This is a genomic window from Colwellia sp. Bg11-28 (assembly GCF_002836245.1).
In the GTDB taxonomy this organism is placed as follows: domain Bacteria; phylum Pseudomonadota; class Gammaproteobacteria; order Enterobacterales; family Alteromonadaceae; genus Colwellia; species Colwellia psychrerythraea_A.
Window position 1 is genome coordinate 129,589 of the sequence record NZ_PJBA01000006.1, and the last position, 16,872, is coordinate 146,460.

Annotated in this window: 14 protein-coding genes; 8 read left to right on the forward strand and 6 right to left on the reverse strand. The window is 38.1% G+C overall.

What is annotated here, in order from left to right; all coding sequences use genetic code 11:
• Positions 1 to 106 precede the first annotated feature (106 nt).
• The 3 genes from lon (at position 107) to CXF79_RS07590 (ending at position 5,417) form a co-directional block, all read left to right on the forward strand.
• Positions 107 to 2,455 carry an endopeptidase La gene (gene lon, locus CXF79_RS07580; protein WP_011044536.1) on the forward strand — a complete coding sequence of 783 codons (2,349 nt, stop codon included), beginning with the start codon at positions 107 to 109 and terminating at the stop codon, positions 2,453 to 2,455.
• 294 nt (positions 2,456 to 2,749) lie between these two features.
• Positions 2,750 to 3,022 (forward strand): nucleoid-associated protein HU-beta, encoded by a 273-nt coding sequence (gene hupB, locus CXF79_RS07585; protein WP_011044534.1) that lies wholly within the window; start codon positions 2,750 to 2,752, stop codon positions 3,020 to 3,022.
• Positions 3,023 to 3,500: 478 nt separating this feature from the next.
• Positions 3,501 to 5,417, forward strand: coding sequence for a SurA N-terminal domain-containing protein (locus CXF79_RS07590; protein WP_101154539.1), 1,917 nt, complete (start codon positions 3,501 to 3,503; stop codon positions 5,415 to 5,417).
• Positions 5,418 to 5,600: 183 nt separating this feature from the next.
• On the opposite strand, the gene CXF79_RS07595 is transcribed toward CXF79_RS07590, so the two are convergent.
• The 6 genes from CXF79_RS07595 to pspF form a co-directional block, all read right to left on the reverse strand.
• Positions 5,601 to 6,377: a peptide ABC transporter ATP-binding protein gene (locus tag CXF79_RS07595; protein WP_101154540.1), complete on the reverse strand. Its 777-nt coding sequence runs from the start codon at positions 6,375 to 6,377 to the stop codon at positions 5,601 to 5,603.
• A gap of 1 nt (position 6,378) precedes the next feature.
• Positions 6,379 to 7,392, reverse strand: coding sequence for a peptide ABC transporter ATP-binding protein (locus tag CXF79_RS07600; protein WP_101154541.1), 1,014 nt, complete (start codon positions 7,390 to 7,392; stop codon positions 6,379 to 6,381).
• Positions 7,393 to 7,486: 94 nt separating this feature from the next.
• A complete protein-coding gene (locus CXF79_RS07605) occupies positions 7,487 to 8,380 on the reverse strand; it encodes an ABC transporter permease subunit (RefSeq protein ID WP_041737114.1) in 894 nt (297 codons plus the stop codon).
• Positions 8,370 to 9,398, reverse strand: coding sequence for an ABC transporter permease (locus tag CXF79_RS07610; RefSeq protein ID WP_011044529.1), 1,029 nt, complete (start codon positions 9,396 to 9,398; stop codon positions 8,370 to 8,372). The genes CXF79_RS07605 and CXF79_RS07610 overlap by 11 nt, the downstream gene beginning before the upstream one ends.
• 1 nt (position 9,399) lies before the next feature.
• Positions 9,400 to 11,070, reverse strand: coding sequence for an ABC transporter substrate-binding protein (locus tag CXF79_RS07615; RefSeq protein WP_101154542.1), 1,671 nt, complete (start codon positions 11,068 to 11,070; stop codon positions 9,400 to 9,402).
• Positions 11,060 to 12,178 carry a phage shock protein operon transcriptional activator gene (gene pspF / locus CXF79_RS07620; protein WP_101154543.1) on the reverse strand — a complete coding sequence of 373 codons (1,119 nt, stop codon included), beginning with the start codon at positions 12,176 to 12,178 and terminating at the stop codon, positions 11,060 to 11,062. Before pspF ends, CXF79_RS07615 begins: the two co-directional genes overlap by 11 nt.
• A 236-nt stretch (positions 12,179 to 12,414) precedes the next feature.
• Between pspF and pspA the strand changes: the two genes are divergently transcribed.
• The 5 genes from pspA (at position 12,415) to CXF79_RS07650 (ending at position 16,863) form a co-directional block, all read left to right on the forward strand.
• Positions 12,415 to 13,080, forward strand: coding sequence for a phage shock protein PspA (gene pspA, locus CXF79_RS07625; protein WP_101154544.1), 666 nt, complete (start codon positions 12,415 to 12,417; stop codon positions 13,078 to 13,080).
• Positions 13,081 to 13,142: 62 nt separating this feature from the next.
• Positions 13,143 to 13,370, forward strand: coding sequence for an envelope stress response membrane protein PspB (gene pspB, locus CXF79_RS07630; protein WP_011044524.1), 228 nt, complete (start codon positions 13,143 to 13,145; stop codon positions 13,368 to 13,370).
• Complete coding sequence (pspC, locus tag CXF79_RS07635; RefSeq protein WP_011044523.1) at positions 13,367 to 13,819, forward strand: envelope stress response membrane protein PspC; 453 nt, start codon at positions 13,367 to 13,369, stop codon at positions 13,817 to 13,819. The genes pspB and pspC overlap by 4 nt, the downstream gene beginning before the upstream one ends.
• Positions 13,820 to 14,263: 444 nt before the next feature.
• Complete coding sequence (locus CXF79_RS07645; RefSeq protein ID WP_101154546.1) at positions 14,264 to 15,739, forward strand: YcjX family protein; 1,476 nt, start codon at positions 14,264 to 14,266, stop codon at positions 15,737 to 15,739.
• Positions 15,736 to 16,863 (forward strand): YcjF family protein, encoded by a 1,128-nt coding sequence (locus CXF79_RS07650; RefSeq protein ID WP_101154547.1) that lies wholly within the window; start codon positions 15,736 to 15,738, stop codon positions 16,861 to 16,863. The genes CXF79_RS07645 and CXF79_RS07650 overlap by 4 nt, the downstream gene beginning before the upstream one ends.
• Positions 16,864 to 16,872 lie beyond the last annotated feature (9 nt).

The window sequence follows — 16,872 nt, forward strand, 5'->3', positions numbered from 1 at the left end:
TTAGCGCTTTATTTATTATCTAATGTTGAAAGTTAACAGCCTAGCCCCATATAGATTCTATAGCTTTATTTTTTTCAATTAACACAATTCCCAAGAAGAGAAGCCAATGAGTAAAGAATTATCTGGTGTCGTTGAGATCCCCGTTTTAGCCTTAAGAGATGTTGTTGTTTACCCGCAAATGGTTATTCCACTTTTTGTTGGTCGTGAAAAATCAATTCGCTGTCTAGATTTAGCCATGGAAAACGATAAGCAAGTATTTCTTGTTGCACAAAAAGATGCTGCTATCGATGATCCTACTGCTGAAGACGTATACAGTACAGGTACCGTCGCCACTATTTTACAGATGCTAAAACTTCCCGATGGGACCGTAAAAGTATTGGTGGAAGGTGCCCAGCGTGCAACGATAAACAAGTTTGTTGAAACAGAAGAATACTTCAGCGCAGAAATTGAATATGTTGGTCCAACTGCTGAAGTTAATGACGATATTGAAGTATTAATTCGTTCGGCTATTTCTCAGTTTGAAGGATACGTAAAACTTAATAAAAAAATCCCACCTGAAGTACTGACTTCTGTTTCGGGCATTGATGACGCTGAGCAACTTGCTGATACGATGGCTGCTCATATGCCTTTAAAACTAGCAGACAAGCAAAAAATATTAGAAATTATTGATGTTAATGTGCGTTTAGAGCATTTGATGGCTCTAATGGAAGGTGAGATAGACTTACTGCAAATTGAAAAGAAAATTCGTACACGTGTTAAAAAGCAAATGGAAAAAAGTCAACGCGATTATTATTTGAATGAGCAAATGAAAGCCATTCAAAAAGAGCTGAATGAAGGTGAAGACACCCCCGATGAGCTTGAACAAATGGCTAAGCGTATTGAAGAAGCGCAAATGCCTGAAGAAGCTAAAGATAAAACTTTAGCTGAGTTTCAAAAGCTTAAAATGATGTCACCTATGTCTGCTGAAGCAACAGTAGTTCGTAGCTATATTGATTGCATGATAAATGTGCCTTGGAAGAAGCGTAGTAAATTAAAACGTAATCTTGCGCTTGCTCAGGAAGTACTAGATAAAGATCATTATGGTTTAGATAAAGTTAAAGAGCGTATTTTAGAGTATTTAGCCGTACAGCAACGAGTAAGCCAGTTAAAAGGTCCTATTCTCTGTTTAGTTGGACCTCCAGGAGTTGGTAAAACCTCACTTGGCCAGTCAATTGCTAAATCTACCGGACGTAAATATGTTCGCATGGCCTTAGGTGGTGTTCGTGATGAAGCTGAAATTCGTGGGCATAGACGTACTTATATTGGCTCACTCCCAGGTAAACTCATTCAAAAAATATCGAAAGTAGGCGTTAAAAACCCACTTTTCTTATTGGATGAAATCGATAAAATGGCGTCTGATATGCGCGGCGATCCTGCATCAGCTTTGCTTGAGGTATTGGATCCAGAGCAAAATACGACGTTTAATGATCATTACCTTGAAGTTGATTATGATTTATCGGATGTGATGTTTGTTGCCACCTCTAATAGTATGGATATTCCAGGTCCCTTGTTAGATCGGATGGAAGTCATTCGTTTGTCAGGTTATACCGAAGATGAAAAGTTAAATATTGCGAAAAGCCACCTTCTTGACAAACAAATCGAACGTAATGGCTTAAAAGCCAAAGAAATTCAAATAGAAGATAGTGCTATTGTTGGTATTATTCGTTATTACACACGTGAAGCGGGTGTACGTAGTTTAGAGCGAGAAATATCTAAATTATGTCGTAAAGCGGTGAAGTCTATTTTACTTGATAAAAAACTAAGTAAAGTGACAATTAACCAAGAGAATCTTAATGAGTTTTTAGGTGTACAACGTTTTGATTACGGTAAAGCAGATGATAAGAACCGAGTTGGCTTAGTAACTGGTTTGGCTTGGACGCAAGTGGGTGGAGAATTACTTACTATAGAAACAGCTTCTGTACCAGGTAAAGGAAAATTGACTTATACCGGTTCTCTAGGCGATGTCATGCAAGAGTCAATTCAAGCTGCGATGACCGTGGTGAGAAGTCGTACTGAGAAACTTCGTATTAATGAAGATTTCTATGAGAAGCGTGATATTCATGTTCATGTACCTGAAGGTGCAACACCAAAAGATGGTCCTAGCGCAGGGGTTGGTATGTGTACCGCGTTAGTGTCAAGTTTAACTGGTAATCCGGTCAAAGCAGATGTTGCCATGACGGGTGAAATAACGCTTCGAGGTGAAGTATTAGCTATAGGTGGTTTGAAAGAGAAGTTACTTGCAGCACATCGCGGCGGTATAAAAACAGTCATAATACCGCATGAAAATGAACGTGATTTACAAGAAATTCCTGAAAATGTGAAAGCTGAATTGTCTATCCACCCAGTGAAATGGATAGATGAGGTATTGGCTCTAGCGCTTGAACAGCCTGTAGAACAATGGAAAGTAGAAAAATAATTTGCTTAAAGCTTGGCCTATTTTGATGATTTATATCAAAAAAGGTCAAAAAAGCTAAAAATATTGCAAAAAAAAGCAATTTTCGCTTTTCAAACGCTGAAACTATGGTAAGTTAACTACGCTTATATCGCTAGACCCCTTACTCTCTATGTTATATAGATGAATTGGTGGGAACTAGGGAGCATAATATTTTCTAAACTCAACGCTTCAAGTATTCAATCAAAATTTAATTTAGATTGAATACATTATTAAAAAGGATAGCGTTGCATAATAACAATTGAAGGGGTATACACTGTGAATAAATCTCAACTAATCGAGAAAATTGCTGCTGGTGCAGACATTTCAAAAGCTGCTGCGGGTCGTGCATTAGATTCATTTATTGGCGCTGTAACTGATGAATTAAAAGATGGCGAGCAAGTTGCTCTTGTTGGTTTTGGTACTTTCTCTGTACGTGACCGTGCTGCTCGTACTGGTCGTAACCCACAAACGGGTGCTACTATCCAAATCGCTGCTGCAAAAATTCCATCTTTCAAAGCTGGTAAAGCATTAAAAGACGCATGTAACTAGGCTCCAATTTGGGCTAAGTTATACCGCGTATTAGAAACCACCTTTTAGGTGGTTTTTTACTTTTATCTCCCAAGTAAAAATAAAAACATCATAATAAATTTGCATTTAGCTCATGTTGAGCTTCAAGCAATGCTATACCAATTGCACTAATGAATTGGCAACTTAGAGTTATATAAGCGAGCTTAGAACAAACAAAATTACTTAAACATAGTTATTCTATATTTTATTTATTTTGTGCTTTTATCAGTTTGCTAATAAACTCCTAAGGGCGATATTAATAGGCTTACATGCGGCGTTATTGACTTCGACAATGGAATAACCATTCTCCTCAATCAATGCCTTGCCTCTAAGCCTTTTAATTCTCGCTAAGTGGTCAATAAATTAATGCACTTGGTATTATCATCTGCTAAAATCGCGAGCAACTTTACTTTAAAGACACTTAAGTCTAGAACTTTTAGGCATAAAAAAAGAGAAATAAATGTTAGAAGATATTCGTGAAAAATCGCAGGGATTAACTGCCAAAATTATTCTTGGTTTGATTATCCTAACCTTCGCTGTTGCAGGTGTTGGAAGTTATACCAACTCAGTTGATACTTCAGTAGCAACGGTAAATGGTGAACCAATTAGCCAACAAGCATTTAATAAAGCTTATCAAGCACAGCGTGGTCGTATGGCGCAACAGTTTGGTGAAATGTTTGATACCTTATCAAATGATGCTAATTATATGGCTAACTTTCGTCAGGGCGTTTTAGATAACCTAATTAATGAAAAATTAATTGATCAAAACAGTGAAGCGCTTGCGATTCGTGTTTCTGATCTTCGTTTGAAAGAAACTATCCGCAAGATGCCTGAATTTCAAGTTGACGGTACTTTTGATAACAATCGCTATTTAGCCATTATTAATCAAGCTGGTTTCTTCCAATCATCAGACTTTCGTGATTATTTACGCGTTGAAATGACTCGTCGTCAGTTAAGCCAGGCATTAATTGCTACTGAGTTTAACTTGCCTTATCAAGAGAAATTACAACTTGCGTTGCAAAACCAAACGCGTGATATCCGATTCGCTACAATTTCTGCAAAGCAGTTTAAAGCAACTGTTGAATTAACGGATGAAGAAGTGAACAGCTACTACCTAGCTAATCAAGCTCGCTTTCAAAACAAAGAACAAGTTAAAGTTGACTATATCAGTTTAAATGTTGCCGACATTGCCAAAGGTATTAATGTTGCTGATGAAGAAGTCGCTAAGTATTATCAAGAAAATTCAGCGAGTTTTACTGAATCTGCTCAGCGTCGAATCTCTCACATCCTTATTGAATTTAATGACGGCAATGCTGATGATGAAGCAGCGAAAATACAAGCACAAGCAGTACTAGCTCGTCTTGAACAAGGTGAAGATTTTGCCGTACTTGCCAAAGAAGTATCTAATGATACCTTTAGCGGTGAAAATGGTGGTGATCTAGAGTGGTTAGAACCAGGTGTAATGGAAGAAACTTTTGATGAAGCAGCGTTAGCCTTGGTTAATATTGGTGATACTAGCCAATTAGTTAAAACTAGCTTTGGTTATCACGTACTGAAATTAACTGATTATAAAGAAGAAGTGGTAAAAGCTTTAGTTGATGTACAGACTGAATTACGTAGTAAATTAAGTAATGATCAAGCACAAGAAAAATTCTTTACTTTACAGCAAGAAATGGCCCGTATTAGCTTTGAATTTCCTGACAGCCTAGAAGATGCCGCAGCAGAGGTAAATGTTACTATACAAACGTCTCCTTGGTTATTACGTGGTGGTAACAGTGCTCCTTTTGATCAAGCTAAAGCTGTTGAAGCCGCTTTTTCAGATATAGTTTTACAAGACAACATGAACTCTGACCTAATTGAAGTTAATGATGATGTTGCCCTTGTTCTACGCCTTAATACTTTCCAAGAAGCTAACGTTAAGCCTTTATCTGAAGTTGAAGCACAAATTAAAGATATTTTAGTTAACCAAAAAGCGACTGAAAAGGCTCAACAGACAGTTGATTCATTACTCGCTGATTTTAATGCAGGCACCGATATTTCTACGCAACTAACGGCACTAAACACAAGTTTTGTTAGCAAAGAGAAAGTTGCCCGTTATAGTCCTGAAATTGACCAAAGTATCAGTCGTGCAGCCTTTGTTTTACCACACCCAGTTAGTGGTGTTATATCGGCGTCAACAGTTGCGTTGAGTAATGGTGATCTTGCTCTTATTGAAGTTACAGCAGTGGATGTGAACGACGTTGCGGCTACTCCTAACTTAGCTCAGCAACAAACTTCCCAGCTAGCGCAGTCAGCTTATCAAAGCTTTGTAAACTCATTAAAAGTGGGTGCTAAAATTACACGTAAGCAAGTTGCTGAGCCAGTAGCTGCTTATTAGTAATTCGTTATAGAAATTGAAGTAATGAATTGACTAATTTATAACTTCAATAGAATTTTCGACTAAAAAAGCCAATCGTAGTAACCTGCGATTGGCTTTTTTGTGTTTTATATCTTATGGAAACTTAAGTTGATTAAATTAGTATGCGGGAAAAATATAGCGACTTAAAAGAAAAGTTGCAGTTTATTTTAACTGGAAGTTCTGGCTCATCATTAATTTCTGAGTCACTTTATGCTGAGGGTTACGCATTACCTCAATGGTTTTTCCTGATTCAACTACCTCACCTTGAGACATTATCATTACATCATCACTAAAGTGACGAACAATGCCTAAGTTGTGAGAAATCAATATATACGCTAATCCCATCTGCTGTTGCAAGTCGAGTAACAAGTTAATCATTTGCGAGCGTAATGAAGGGTCTAACGCTGCTAAGGCTTCATCTAGGATGATAACCTGAGGTTGCAATATAATTGCTCTAGCTAGTGATATTCTTTGCTTCTGGCCTCCAGAGAACATATGAGGATAAAAATTCATGTGATCGCCAAGCAGGCCTACTTTTTGTAGGGTAGTACGGATAAGCTGTTTACGCTGTTTTTCATTTAATACCGTATTAAGTACTAATGGTTCATCGAGTAACTCTTGAATGGTTAAGCTAGGATTCAAGGTCGTGCCAGAATCTTGGAATATCATCCTAATATGCTGGCATCTTTGTTTAAAATGTTGGTTTTGTAACAACTGGCCATTTAAATATATTTTCCCTGTGCTGGGCGTTTCTGCACCGACTAATATTTTTGCCAAAGTTGACTTACCTGAGCCTGTTTCGCCAACAATTGCTAGGGTCTTCTTTGCTTCAATGGCAAAAGATAACGGTGACAGGGCATTAAACTTACGTTTATGGTACCAGTGTCCTTTGAGTTTGTATGATTTTGCTATGTCCTTAACGTCTAATAAAACACTCATCTTAATTAGAACCCTTTATTTTTTTTCCTGTATCCCTAAGTAAAGGGAAATGACAACTTACTTTATGACCATGGTAATTACTCACTGTAGGCGCAGCTACACAAGTTTGTTGTGCTCTAGGGCACCGAGGGCCGAGTCTACAACCTATAGGTAAATGTTGAAGAACGGGAATACTACCAGGTAAAGTCATCAGTCGAGATTTGGTCGGAAGCTGTAAATTGGCCTTGGTACTACTATCGACTAAAGCGCGAGTATAAGGGTGCATAGGTTTGTTAAATATTTGCTCAGTGCTACCAGCCTCGACAAACTGACCGCTATACATAACGGTAATGGTGTTGGTCCAATGGGTAAGGTTTTCTAAGTCATGGCTAATTAATAGGATAGACATGTTCTTTAATTGGTTTAAATTAGCAAGTAACCTAAATATTTGCCCTTGGGTTGTACTTTCCATTGCTGCAGTAGGTTCATCGGCAATTAATAGAATAGGTCTACCCGCAAGCGCAATTGCTATCATAACACGTTGACAAATTGCTTCAGTCAGTTGATGAGGGTAGCTATTAATACATTGAACATGCTTCTTAATACCTACTTTGTGCAGTAACTTTATTACCGCTTCTTTACGTTGTTTCTTGCGTTGCCAAAAGAAGCCAGACAATTGCGAGGTATCAATGGCTTCACTTAACTGCTCACCTATCAACGTTGTGGGATCAAGGCAGCTCATCGGTTCTTGGAAAATCATCGCGATATCACGACATAATAAGGCCCTACGCTCATCTATGGATAGGCGCAATAAATCGATTCCTCGCCAATGGAATCGATCAGCATGAACATGCCACTTATCTTCTAAAACACCTATAATAGCTTGCGCTAACAGTGACTTTCCTGAGCCAGATTCTCCGACTAATCCGCGTACTTCACCTTCTTTTATCGATAAACTGACCCTATCTACTGCTAATACACGTCCGCTGGGTGTATCAAGCTCAATGGATAAATTTCGAATGTCGAGTAAATTCATAAGCTCTACTTACGCGCTCTTTTTAGGGGGATAGTTAATGTTAAAAAAGATAAATCAACATTCTCTGTTACTACCGAAATGGTTAATAATACCATTAATTTTCCTTGCGCACCTTGAGTGCATGGCGAATACCTTCACCCACTAAATTTGTCGCAACAACGGCAAATAAAATGGCTAAGCCAGGTAAGTAAACTGTCCAGGGAGCTATGTAAAAACGCTCAAGACCATTGGCTAAAATAGCGCCCCATTCAGGTAAGGGGATTTGTGCCCCTAAGCCTAAAAAGCCTAATGTCGCTATATCTAATATTGCAGCAGACTGTGCAAGAGTAGCTTGGCTCATTAAACGTTCAACAATATTAGGAAATACTGAGTAGTACAAAATACGGAAATTACTGGCCCCATCGAGACGTGATGCTAGCACATAGTCTTTTCTAAACTCTTCTTTTACCGCATACCGGGTAATGTGAATAAATTGCGGGATAAATACAATCGCTATTGCCCAGACGGTATTACTAATACCAGGCCCTAGAATAGCAACAATAATAATCGCGAGTAATAGTGAAGGAATAGATAACACTACATCGAGAAAGTGATTCAAAAAGCTCGATTTAATACCCCTAGTTAACGCAGATAATGAACCGATAACCACGCCAATTACTAGAGAGAAAATGACGACTATAAAGCTTAAGCCAAAGGTTAGCGATGTACCGTACATTAGCCTAGATAACATATCACGGCCAAGTTCGTCAGTACCTAATAGATAACTAACATTGCCATCTGAATGCCACGCTGGTGGTAATAAAATCATGTCCAAATTACCATCTACTGGGGTGTAGGGGGCTAATATTGGCGCGAACATAGCTAATAAAATTAAAAATATGAAACAACAAAAACCAATCATGGCGACAGGCGTTTTACGAAAAATGCCCCATAATTGCATGAAAGGGGAGGGAAATACCTCCTCAAGGTATATTTTTTCACGAGCCATGATTATTACCTCGCGCTAATGGATTGAGAGCGGCATAAATAAAATCTGTTAAAATATGAACAATAAATATAAAACAAGAAAGCACTAACAAGCCACTTTGAATAGCAGTGTAATCACGCTGGTAAATACTATCTATAAGCCAACGACCAATGCCGGGCCAGCTAAAAATAACCTCAGTTACCATAGCAATAGTGACCAAATTGGCAAACTGTAAACCTACGTGGCGTATTATTTGTATTAGTGCATTTCGTATAGCGTGTCGAAATATGATCTGTTGAAAGCTTAAACCTTTAGCGCGAGCTGCTCTGATATAACTGGCGGCTAATACTTCAATCATAGATGCCCGTGATAAGCGGATGAAAATAGTTGCAGGTGCTAAGGCGATAACACAAGCGGGTAAAATCATATGGGCGCTAGCATCCCTAAATGCTTGCCATTTATAAGGACTATCGCTAAGTAAAATATCAAAAAACTGAATACCCGTGACAAACTCTATTTCAAACAGAAGACTGATTTGACCTGCTGATGGCAACCAACCAAGACCTATTGAAAATACCAGAATTGCTAGTAGACCCAGCCAAAAAACAGGAATGGAATACCCAAGCATGGCGAGTGATAAAATGACATTGTCGCTGGTTTTATTATGCTTAATTGCTGCAATAAATCCTAAAGGAATACCCACTAACATGGCGATAAGCAAAGCGACTAGGCTTAGCTCTATGGTCGCAGGCAATAATTTTATTATTTCATTACTAATCGGTGATTGACTCGCCATAGATTGACCAAAATCACCATTAAGAATATGTGTTAAATATGCACCGTATTGATTAAATATACTTTTATCCATCTGGTAAACTTGATTCAGATGAGCTAGTTCTGTTGCTGATGCATTGATCTGGCCTGAGTGATTAATGACAGTATCACCGGGGAATAAAAAGCTTAAACTAAATGATAAAAGGGTTAATACCAACATGGTAAAAATGAATAAACTTAAGCGGCGTAAGGTAAAGGTAAGCATATTAGTTACTCGCCTTATCAGCTATCTCTGGCTGAACTTCGCTTTTAGCTTCATTATTTATCGCCTTTTTAGCCGCACTATAAAAACTGATACCGCCAAAGTTTGACAATATATCTCCTTCGACATCTATTCCGCGAGCTTGAAATCGTTTTGAATGGGCAATAGGCAATAAAGGCATTTCTTCATTAATGATTGCCATAGCTTTAGCATAATAGCTTTTTCTTTTACTCATATTTGTCGTTTTAAGCGCTTTTTGCAGTAGTTGATCATATTCTTTATTACACCAAAATGTCCGATTATTGCCGAGATCACTCGCAGAGCAACTGAGTATCGGAGTAAAAAAATTATCAGGATCGGGATGATCTGCAGTCCAGCCGAGTAAAAAGCTTTGATGCTCACCCTGTGACAAACGACGTAAAAAAGTGCTCCATTCATAGCTAATTATCTTCACTGTTACGCCAATTTTCTTTAGGTCAGCTTGGATTAGTTTTGCCATCGTTACGGCATTTGGATTGTATGGTCTCTGCACAGGCATTGCCCATATATCCATCGTGAATCCTTGGGGATAACCAGCCACTTCTAATAAAGACTTTGCACGAACAGGATCATAACCTAATTCAGGTGTGTTTTTGTCATAAGCCCATGATGTTTCTGGTAATATAGATTTTGCCCATGCGGCTTGCCCTTGGTAGACTGTTTCAATTAATGCCTGCTTGTTAATCGCTAAACTGATGGCTTGGCGAACGATTTTATTATTGAATGGTTCTTTTTGAGTATTAAAACCAAAGTATCCGACATTTAATGAGGTAATCGACTCTAATTGTAAATCAGTTCTTTCTGCTATTTTTGCATGTGCTATAGGATAACTACTGACGTCACACTCTTTTGCTAAGAGCTTAGTCAAACGGCTGGTTTCTCTGGGCGATATATCATAAACAAGCTGTTCTATTTTTGCTTTTTCTTGCCAATATGAATCATGGCGATAGAAACGGATTAATGAACCAACACGATAATCTTTAAGCTTAAAAGGGCCGGTACCAATAGGAAATATATCAATTTCATGCTCTGAATTTTTCTCTTGGAGTATTTGTCCGTATTCTTCAGATAAAACTACCGCAAAATCAGTAGCTAAATTAGCTAAGAATGAACTATCGTTACGTTTTAGAATAAAACGCACAGTAAAGTCATTAATTTTTTCTATTTTATCAACAAGCTCTGAAAACTTTACACTTTGAAAAAAAGGATATTGATCACCAGAAACATGATGAAAAGCGTGATCTTTGTCTAAAATACGGTTAAAGCTAAATAAGACATCATCGGCATTAAGTAATCTGGTTGGGGTAAAGTAGCTTGTTTGATGAAAGCTAACATCTTGGCGTAAGTAGAAGGTTATTTTCTTACCATCACGGGTTACATGCCAAGACTTTGCTAAAGCAGGTCCTAACGTATTGCTTTTACCCTTATAAACAATCAGGCTGTTATATAGCTGCTTCGCGGTGGCATCAGACGTTGTGCCTGATGTGCTGAGTTGAGGGTTGAATGTTTCAGGAGAACCCTCAGAGCAATAGATAATACTACGCTCACTTAACGATAATTTATTACCCTCATTACAACCTGTTAAAAGGCTTACGAATGCTGCTACGGTTAACGAGAGTATCGATTTAAAGTTCATCGGTAATACTACCATCAAGCAAGTTATATTTTTTTAGATAGCCCCTTAATTGATGATATGTTAATTCGAGTGCTTCTGCGGTTTTCTTTTGATTAAATTGGCAATGAGCTAATGCTGTTTGTATTAATTCTATTTCATATTCTTGTGATAGTGTTTTTAATGACTGAGGGAATTGTTGAGTCACAACTTTCGGTGCTACTTTAGCAGTGTCGACTGCTGAAGGTAATTCTGTAGCGCTATCATCAACTACATTATCACTCGCTGAAATATTATTTTTATTGAGTTCATTGACTCTATCATGAGTTTTAATTCGTTGGTTCGGTCTAAAAGGTGACTCGAACGGGTCAATGATTAGTTCATGTACGGGTAAATGTGGATTGTTACAACGATATACACTTCGCTCAACGACATTCTTTAACTCACGAATATTACCTGGCCAGTGATATTCAAGCAGGCTACGTTTAGCTTTTTCGGTAAAGCCACTAAATAATTCAAACTCAAGTTCGCGGGCCATGTTCATAGCAAAATGTTCTGCGAGCATTATTATGTCGTCTAAACGTTCTCTAAGTGGGGGGAGGGTTATAACATCAAAGGCTAAGCGGTCTAATAAATCCGCTCTAAATTGGCCTGATGCTGCTAACGTAGGTAAGTCTTCATTAGTTGCAGCGACCAAACGAACATCGCTATTAATTGTTCTTGAGCCCCCAACACGTTCAAATTCACCGTATTCAACTACGCGCAGTAACTTTTCTTGAATAAGGCCTGAAGTATTGGCAATTTCATCTAAAAAGAGTGTGCCTTTATCCGCACGTTCAAATCGTCCTTCATGACGTTTACTGGCACCAGTAAACGCGCCACTATCGTAACCAAACAATTCTGTTTCGAGTAAGTTTTCATTTAATGCGGCACAATTAAGCTTTAAATAGCTCTGTTCCCAGCGTTTCGATAGAAAGTGTAAACGTGCGGCAACAAGCTCTTTACCTGTACCTCGTTCACCAATAATAAGTACTGGTTTACTCAACGTTGCAACTTGGGATATTTGCTCGAGTACTTCTAAAAAGCTATTTGATTGGCCAAGAAGATTATCTTGTTGGTTAAAACGCGCCATAGTAAATTCAAATGTTGGTTTATTTCACTAACAAATAGTGTATTTTATTACTTGGAAGGTTGAAAGTCTTTTTTTAATAAAAAATAAATCATTTAAAAACAGTTGGTTAGGTTTGTTTTGAAAGTTGGCGTGAAACATGAATGTCTTAAAGAAGTAATTCAACGCTAAGTTAATGCTTAGTTTAAGCAAAGTAAATACAGTTTGGCATGATTTAGCCATTAGTTGAGGAAGTTGTTATGGGTATTTTTTCAAGATTCACCGACATTATTAATTCTAATATTAATAATTTATTAGATAAAGCTGAAGATCCAGCAAAAATGGTACGCTTGATCATTCAAGAGATGGAAGATACCTTAGTTGAAGTGCGTTCTAGCTCAGCAAAGACATTGGCAGATAAAAAGGAATTAGCTCGCCAAGTGAGCCGTCTTGAGCAAGATGCTGAACAATGGCAAGCAAAAGCTGAACTGGCTTTGAGTAAAGATCGAGAAGACCTAGCTCGTGCTGCTTTAATGGAAAAGAAAAAGAGCAGTGAGAGTGCACAAGCGTTAGTCGATGAGTTAGCACATACCAATGAACATCTCAGTAAATTACAAAGTGAAATCTCGCAATTACAAGATAAGCTGAGCGATGCCAAGGTACGTCAAAAAGCTATTGTTATTCGTGAGAAATCTGCGAGCTCTCGGTTAAAAGTAAAAGAGAATATTCACAGTACTCGTGTTAATGATGCCCTAAGTCGTTTTGATCATTATGAGCGTAAAGTTGATGATATTGAAGCGGAAATTGAATCATATGATCTAGGTAGCAAGTCATTGGCAGACGAAATAGCAGGACTTGAATCAGATGAAATGGTTGATGATGAATTAGCGCAGTTAAAAGCTAAGATGAAAACCAAGCAAAAATAACATCACAACATCAAGAAAACACAAATAAAACTATCGGTAGAATAGAATAAAGGAGAAGTATTGTGGAAGAGATCATTGTCGCACCCGTCATTATTTTTATGATTATTGTTGCTCCAATATGGCTGGTTTTGCATTACCGCAGTAAAAAGCAAGTTAGCCAAGGTTTAAGCCAGGAAGAGTATATTCAATTATCAGAATTATCCGAAGTTGCAGATACCATGGCTGATAGGATTCAAACCCTCGAAGCGATTTTAGATGTGGAGACCCCAAACTGGAGAACCAAATTATGAATCGAAAAAGAGGTGAATTATATCGTAACGCCGAGCAAGGAAAGATAGCAGGGGTTTGTGCTGGCATAGCAGATTACTTCGGTTGGGAAACTTGGTTAGTTAGAATATTAGTGGTATCAGGTGTGTTGTTTGGCATGCCGTTTCTTATCTTAGGATATGTAGCGGCTTGGTTTATTCTGGATAAAGCGCCAGAGAAAGCAACGAATGCTAATCACGAACCAGGTGAAAGCCAGTATGCAAAGCGCCATCAACAAGGAAAGAAAAACGTTGATGTAAGCAATGAGTCAATCAAAGTGAAAGCTCGAATTTGGCAAGCAGGTGAACCACCTAAGCAAGCTCTCTATGATATTCGTCGTAAGTTTCGTTTGCTAGAAGGAAAAGTACAAGCGATGGAGCAATATGTTACATCAGCTGAGTATACGGTTTCTAGGGAAATTAATAAGCTGTAGATGTTAAGAAAGCTGTCAGTAGACAGCTTTTCTATTTATGAATAGTATACCCATGTTACCTCAAGATGCAGGATTCAGCTGGAATTAGAAACGCCTTTAGGCAAGGCATTGATTGAAAATAATGGTTGTTCTCTTATCGAAATCAATAACGTAGCATAAAGCGTTTCTAAACCAGCCCTACGGGGATGTCTGAGCAAATCATGCGCTTCGTTGCATCTACTTTTAAGGGAACAACCCTTAATAAAAAGAGGCGCCTCGATCATGAATCGCTCAGGCGTCCTGAAACACGCATCTTGAAGTATCATGGGTATAAGGCAGTTCATTCCTTTAGCTAAGCGCTATATTTCTAATAAAAATCAATCAATCAGGTGTAATTTTAATTAAAAGACCTTATTATAAAATTACGTTCAAAGCAGATCTAAATTTATAAGTTATCAATTCGTTATGGCATTAATAAGTAAATCAACACTGAAAAAGCGTGGCTTAGATAAGCTAAAGCATAAAGCAAATGAGTTACTCAATCGCACTCTCGATCAGCATGTAACTTTGGCAGTTACTGGGTTAAGCCGTAGTGGTAAAACAGCCTTTATTACTTCGCTGGTGAACCAATTAATCAATGAAGGTAATGGCACTAAACTTAGCTTTTTTGACCCTGTACATAATGGTAACTTTATTGCGGCTAAGCGTGTGCCACAAAAACACTACCATGTGCCAAGGTTTGATTATGACTCAGCAATTTCCGCTTTAACGTCAGAGCCTGCAACTTGGCCTGAACCGACTCATGGTATCAGTGAATTGCGCCTAGCTATTCGGTATCAGCCTAAAAATTCAATACTAAAATATGCCACGGACATGGCCACACTGACATTAGATATTACGGACTACCCAGGTGAGTGGTTACTTGATTTACCCATGCTCAAACAAACGTATCAAGAATGGTCACAGCAAACCTATTCGTTAATGATAAGTTCGCCACGGGCAGATCATAGTAATAGTTTCTTAGCTAAGCTAAATGAAATAGACCCTTTTGCTTGCGCTAGTGAAGAGCTTTTATCGGAATTAGCGCAAGAATATACCGCGTTATTGCACACTTTTCGTCATCAACTTGGTTTGTCAGTTATCCAGCCTGGACGATTTATATTGCCCGGCGACTTAGCAGGAGCACCTATTTTAGAGTTTTTCCCTTTCCCTGGTTTAGATAAACTTGATGCTAATGACTATCAAAATGCCCCTGATGATAGTTTTATTGGCATGCTGCGGTCACGGTACTTGGAATACAAAGAACAGGTTGTACGTAAATTCTATCGTGAGCACTTTCTTCGTTTCGATCGACAAATAGTACTTGCTGATTGTTTAAAGTCATTGAATAAAGGGAAAGAAAGTTTTGCCGATCTAGAGTTAGCGATGTCGATGATTTTAGAAAGTTATAATTATGGTAAGTCTGGCTTTTTTTCTCGTTTATTTTCACCAAAAATCGATAAACTACTTTTTGGTGCCACCAAAGCTGACCACGTTACTCCTGAGCAACATGGTCCATTGGTGGCATTACTAAATCAATTGATTCACCAGAATAAGCAGCATTTAAACTACGAGTCAGTACAAGTTAAAACGTTAGCTATTGCTTCTGTTAAAGCAACCCAGTCAGGTATGAGTAAACATAAAGGAATCGATGTTCCTGTCATTCAAGGTCAAAGTATAGGTCACGCTAATTTGGAAGAATCGGCAGGAATATTTGGTCAAAAAATCACTGTGTTTCCAGGCGCGGTTCCTAGTCAGTTACCTAACGATGATTATTGGCAATCGAATAGCTTTAATTTTATAGAGTTCGCACCATTAAGTGGACTTAATAAACAACAATGTTTACCACATGTACGAATGGACCAAGTCTTACAGTTTTTACTAGCAGATAAAATGATATGACCACTAAAGATAATGAAAACTTACAACAGCAGCAAATTCTTTTTAGCGAAAGTGATTCTGTCACAGAGCAAAGTAAAGGCCAGTTCAAAGACGGGGAGGCTGGTGCTACTTTCACCGAACAAGTTGTTTTTGATAACGATACCTACCTGCCTATGTCGCTTGATGAAAATGGACTCGATGAAGTAAGAAAAACTGAGCTTGACGATGAGCAACTTCATCAAGATATTGATGTTGTACAGGGCGGTAAACGTTCATGGTTGTGGCGAACAATAGGGACTTTATTTGTCATTTTACTCGCGATTGAAGCGGTTGATTTTTTTATCGTAGGATTCGAACAATCGCCAATAATTACTAGTCTTTATGCGTTGTTATTAGCTTCGTTAACCTTAGTAAGCACAAATTATCTATGGCGTGAGTTCATAGGGCTGAAACAATTTAAAAATCGTCAAAAAATGAAACAGCAAGCAACAGAGCTGCTGTTAATAGATTCAGAACAATTAACGGAGCATTCAAATAAACGAGGGAAAGATTTTTGTGAAAACATTAGCAATAACTTACCCTGCGATTTGGTTTTTGACTGCCCCAAAGAACAGCAAGTTTGGCATGATGCGTTAGCAGCTGATTATAGCTCTAGTGAATTAGTTCAACTGTATTCACGAGTGGTATTAAGTAAAGTTGATGAAAAAGCATTAAACGAAGTTGCAAAATTCTCTACCGAAGCGGTTGTTTTAATTGCGCTAAGCCCCGTCGCTTTAATAGATATGTTGATTATGTTATCGCGTAATTTACGTATGATAAATAAAATTGCAGGACTTTACGGCTTAAAATTAGGGTATTGGAGTCGTATTAAGTTAATAAAACAAGTCTTTGTTAATATGGCTTATGCTGGCGCTAGCGAGTTAGTTGCTGATTTTGGCAGTGATATGTTGGGTGCTGAGTTGTTAGGTAAGTTATCTGCCCGGTTTGCCCAAGGATTGGGTGCTGGAATGCTCACTGCAAGATTAGGCGCTAAAACAATGGAGCTATGCAGACCTATACCTTTTAAAGAAAAACCAAAGTTAACACAAGTCCGTAAAAAAATTGCTCAGCAAATTAAAGCTTTAGTCAGCCCATCAAAAAAATAACAGCACAAT

Bases quoted from the DNA above. Each gene is read 5' to 3' on its own strand.
- CXF79_RS07645 (WP_101154546.1), top strand. From the start codon at position 14,264: ATGGCATTAATAAGTAAATCAACACTGAAAAAGCGTGGCTTAGATAAG.
- CXF79_RS07595 (WP_101154540.1), bottom strand. From the start codon at position 6,377: ATGAGTGTTTTATTAGACGTTAAGGACATAGCAAAATCATACAAACTC.
- pspC (WP_011044523.1), top strand. From the start codon at position 13,367: ATGAATCGAAAAAGAGGTGAATTATATCGTAACGCCGAGCAAGGAAAG.
- lon (WP_011044536.1), top strand. From the start codon at position 107: ATGAGTAAAGAATTATCTGGTGTCGTTGAGATCCCCGTTTTAGCCTTA.
- pspF (WP_101154543.1), bottom strand. From the start codon at position 12,178: ATGGCGCGTTTTAACCAACAAGATAATCTTCTTGGCCAATCAAATAGC.
- pspA (WP_101154544.1), top strand. From the start codon at position 12,415: ATGGGTATTTTTTCAAGATTCACCGACATTATTAATTCTAATATTAAT.
- CXF79_RS07615 (WP_101154542.1), bottom strand. From the start codon at position 11,070: ATGAACTTTAAATCGATACTCTCGTTAACCGTAGCAGCATTCGTAAGC.
- CXF79_RS07600 (WP_101154541.1), bottom strand. From the start codon at position 7,392: ATGAATTTACTCGACATTCGAAATTTATCCATTGAGCTTGATACACCC.
- CXF79_RS07590 (WP_101154539.1), top strand. From the start codon at position 3,501: ATGTTAGAAGATATTCGTGAAAAATCGCAGGGATTAACTGCCAAAATT.
- CXF79_RS07610 (WP_011044529.1), bottom strand. From the start codon at position 9,398: ATGCTTACCTTTACCTTACGCCGCTTAAGTTTATTCATTTTTACCATG.
- CXF79_RS07650 (WP_101154547.1), top strand. From the start codon at position 15,736: ATGACCACTAAAGATAATGAAAACTTACAACAGCAGCAAATTCTTTTT.
- CXF79_RS07605 (WP_041737114.1), bottom strand. From the start codon at position 8,380: ATGGCTCGTGAAAAAATATACCTTGAGGAGGTATTTCCCTCCCCTTTC.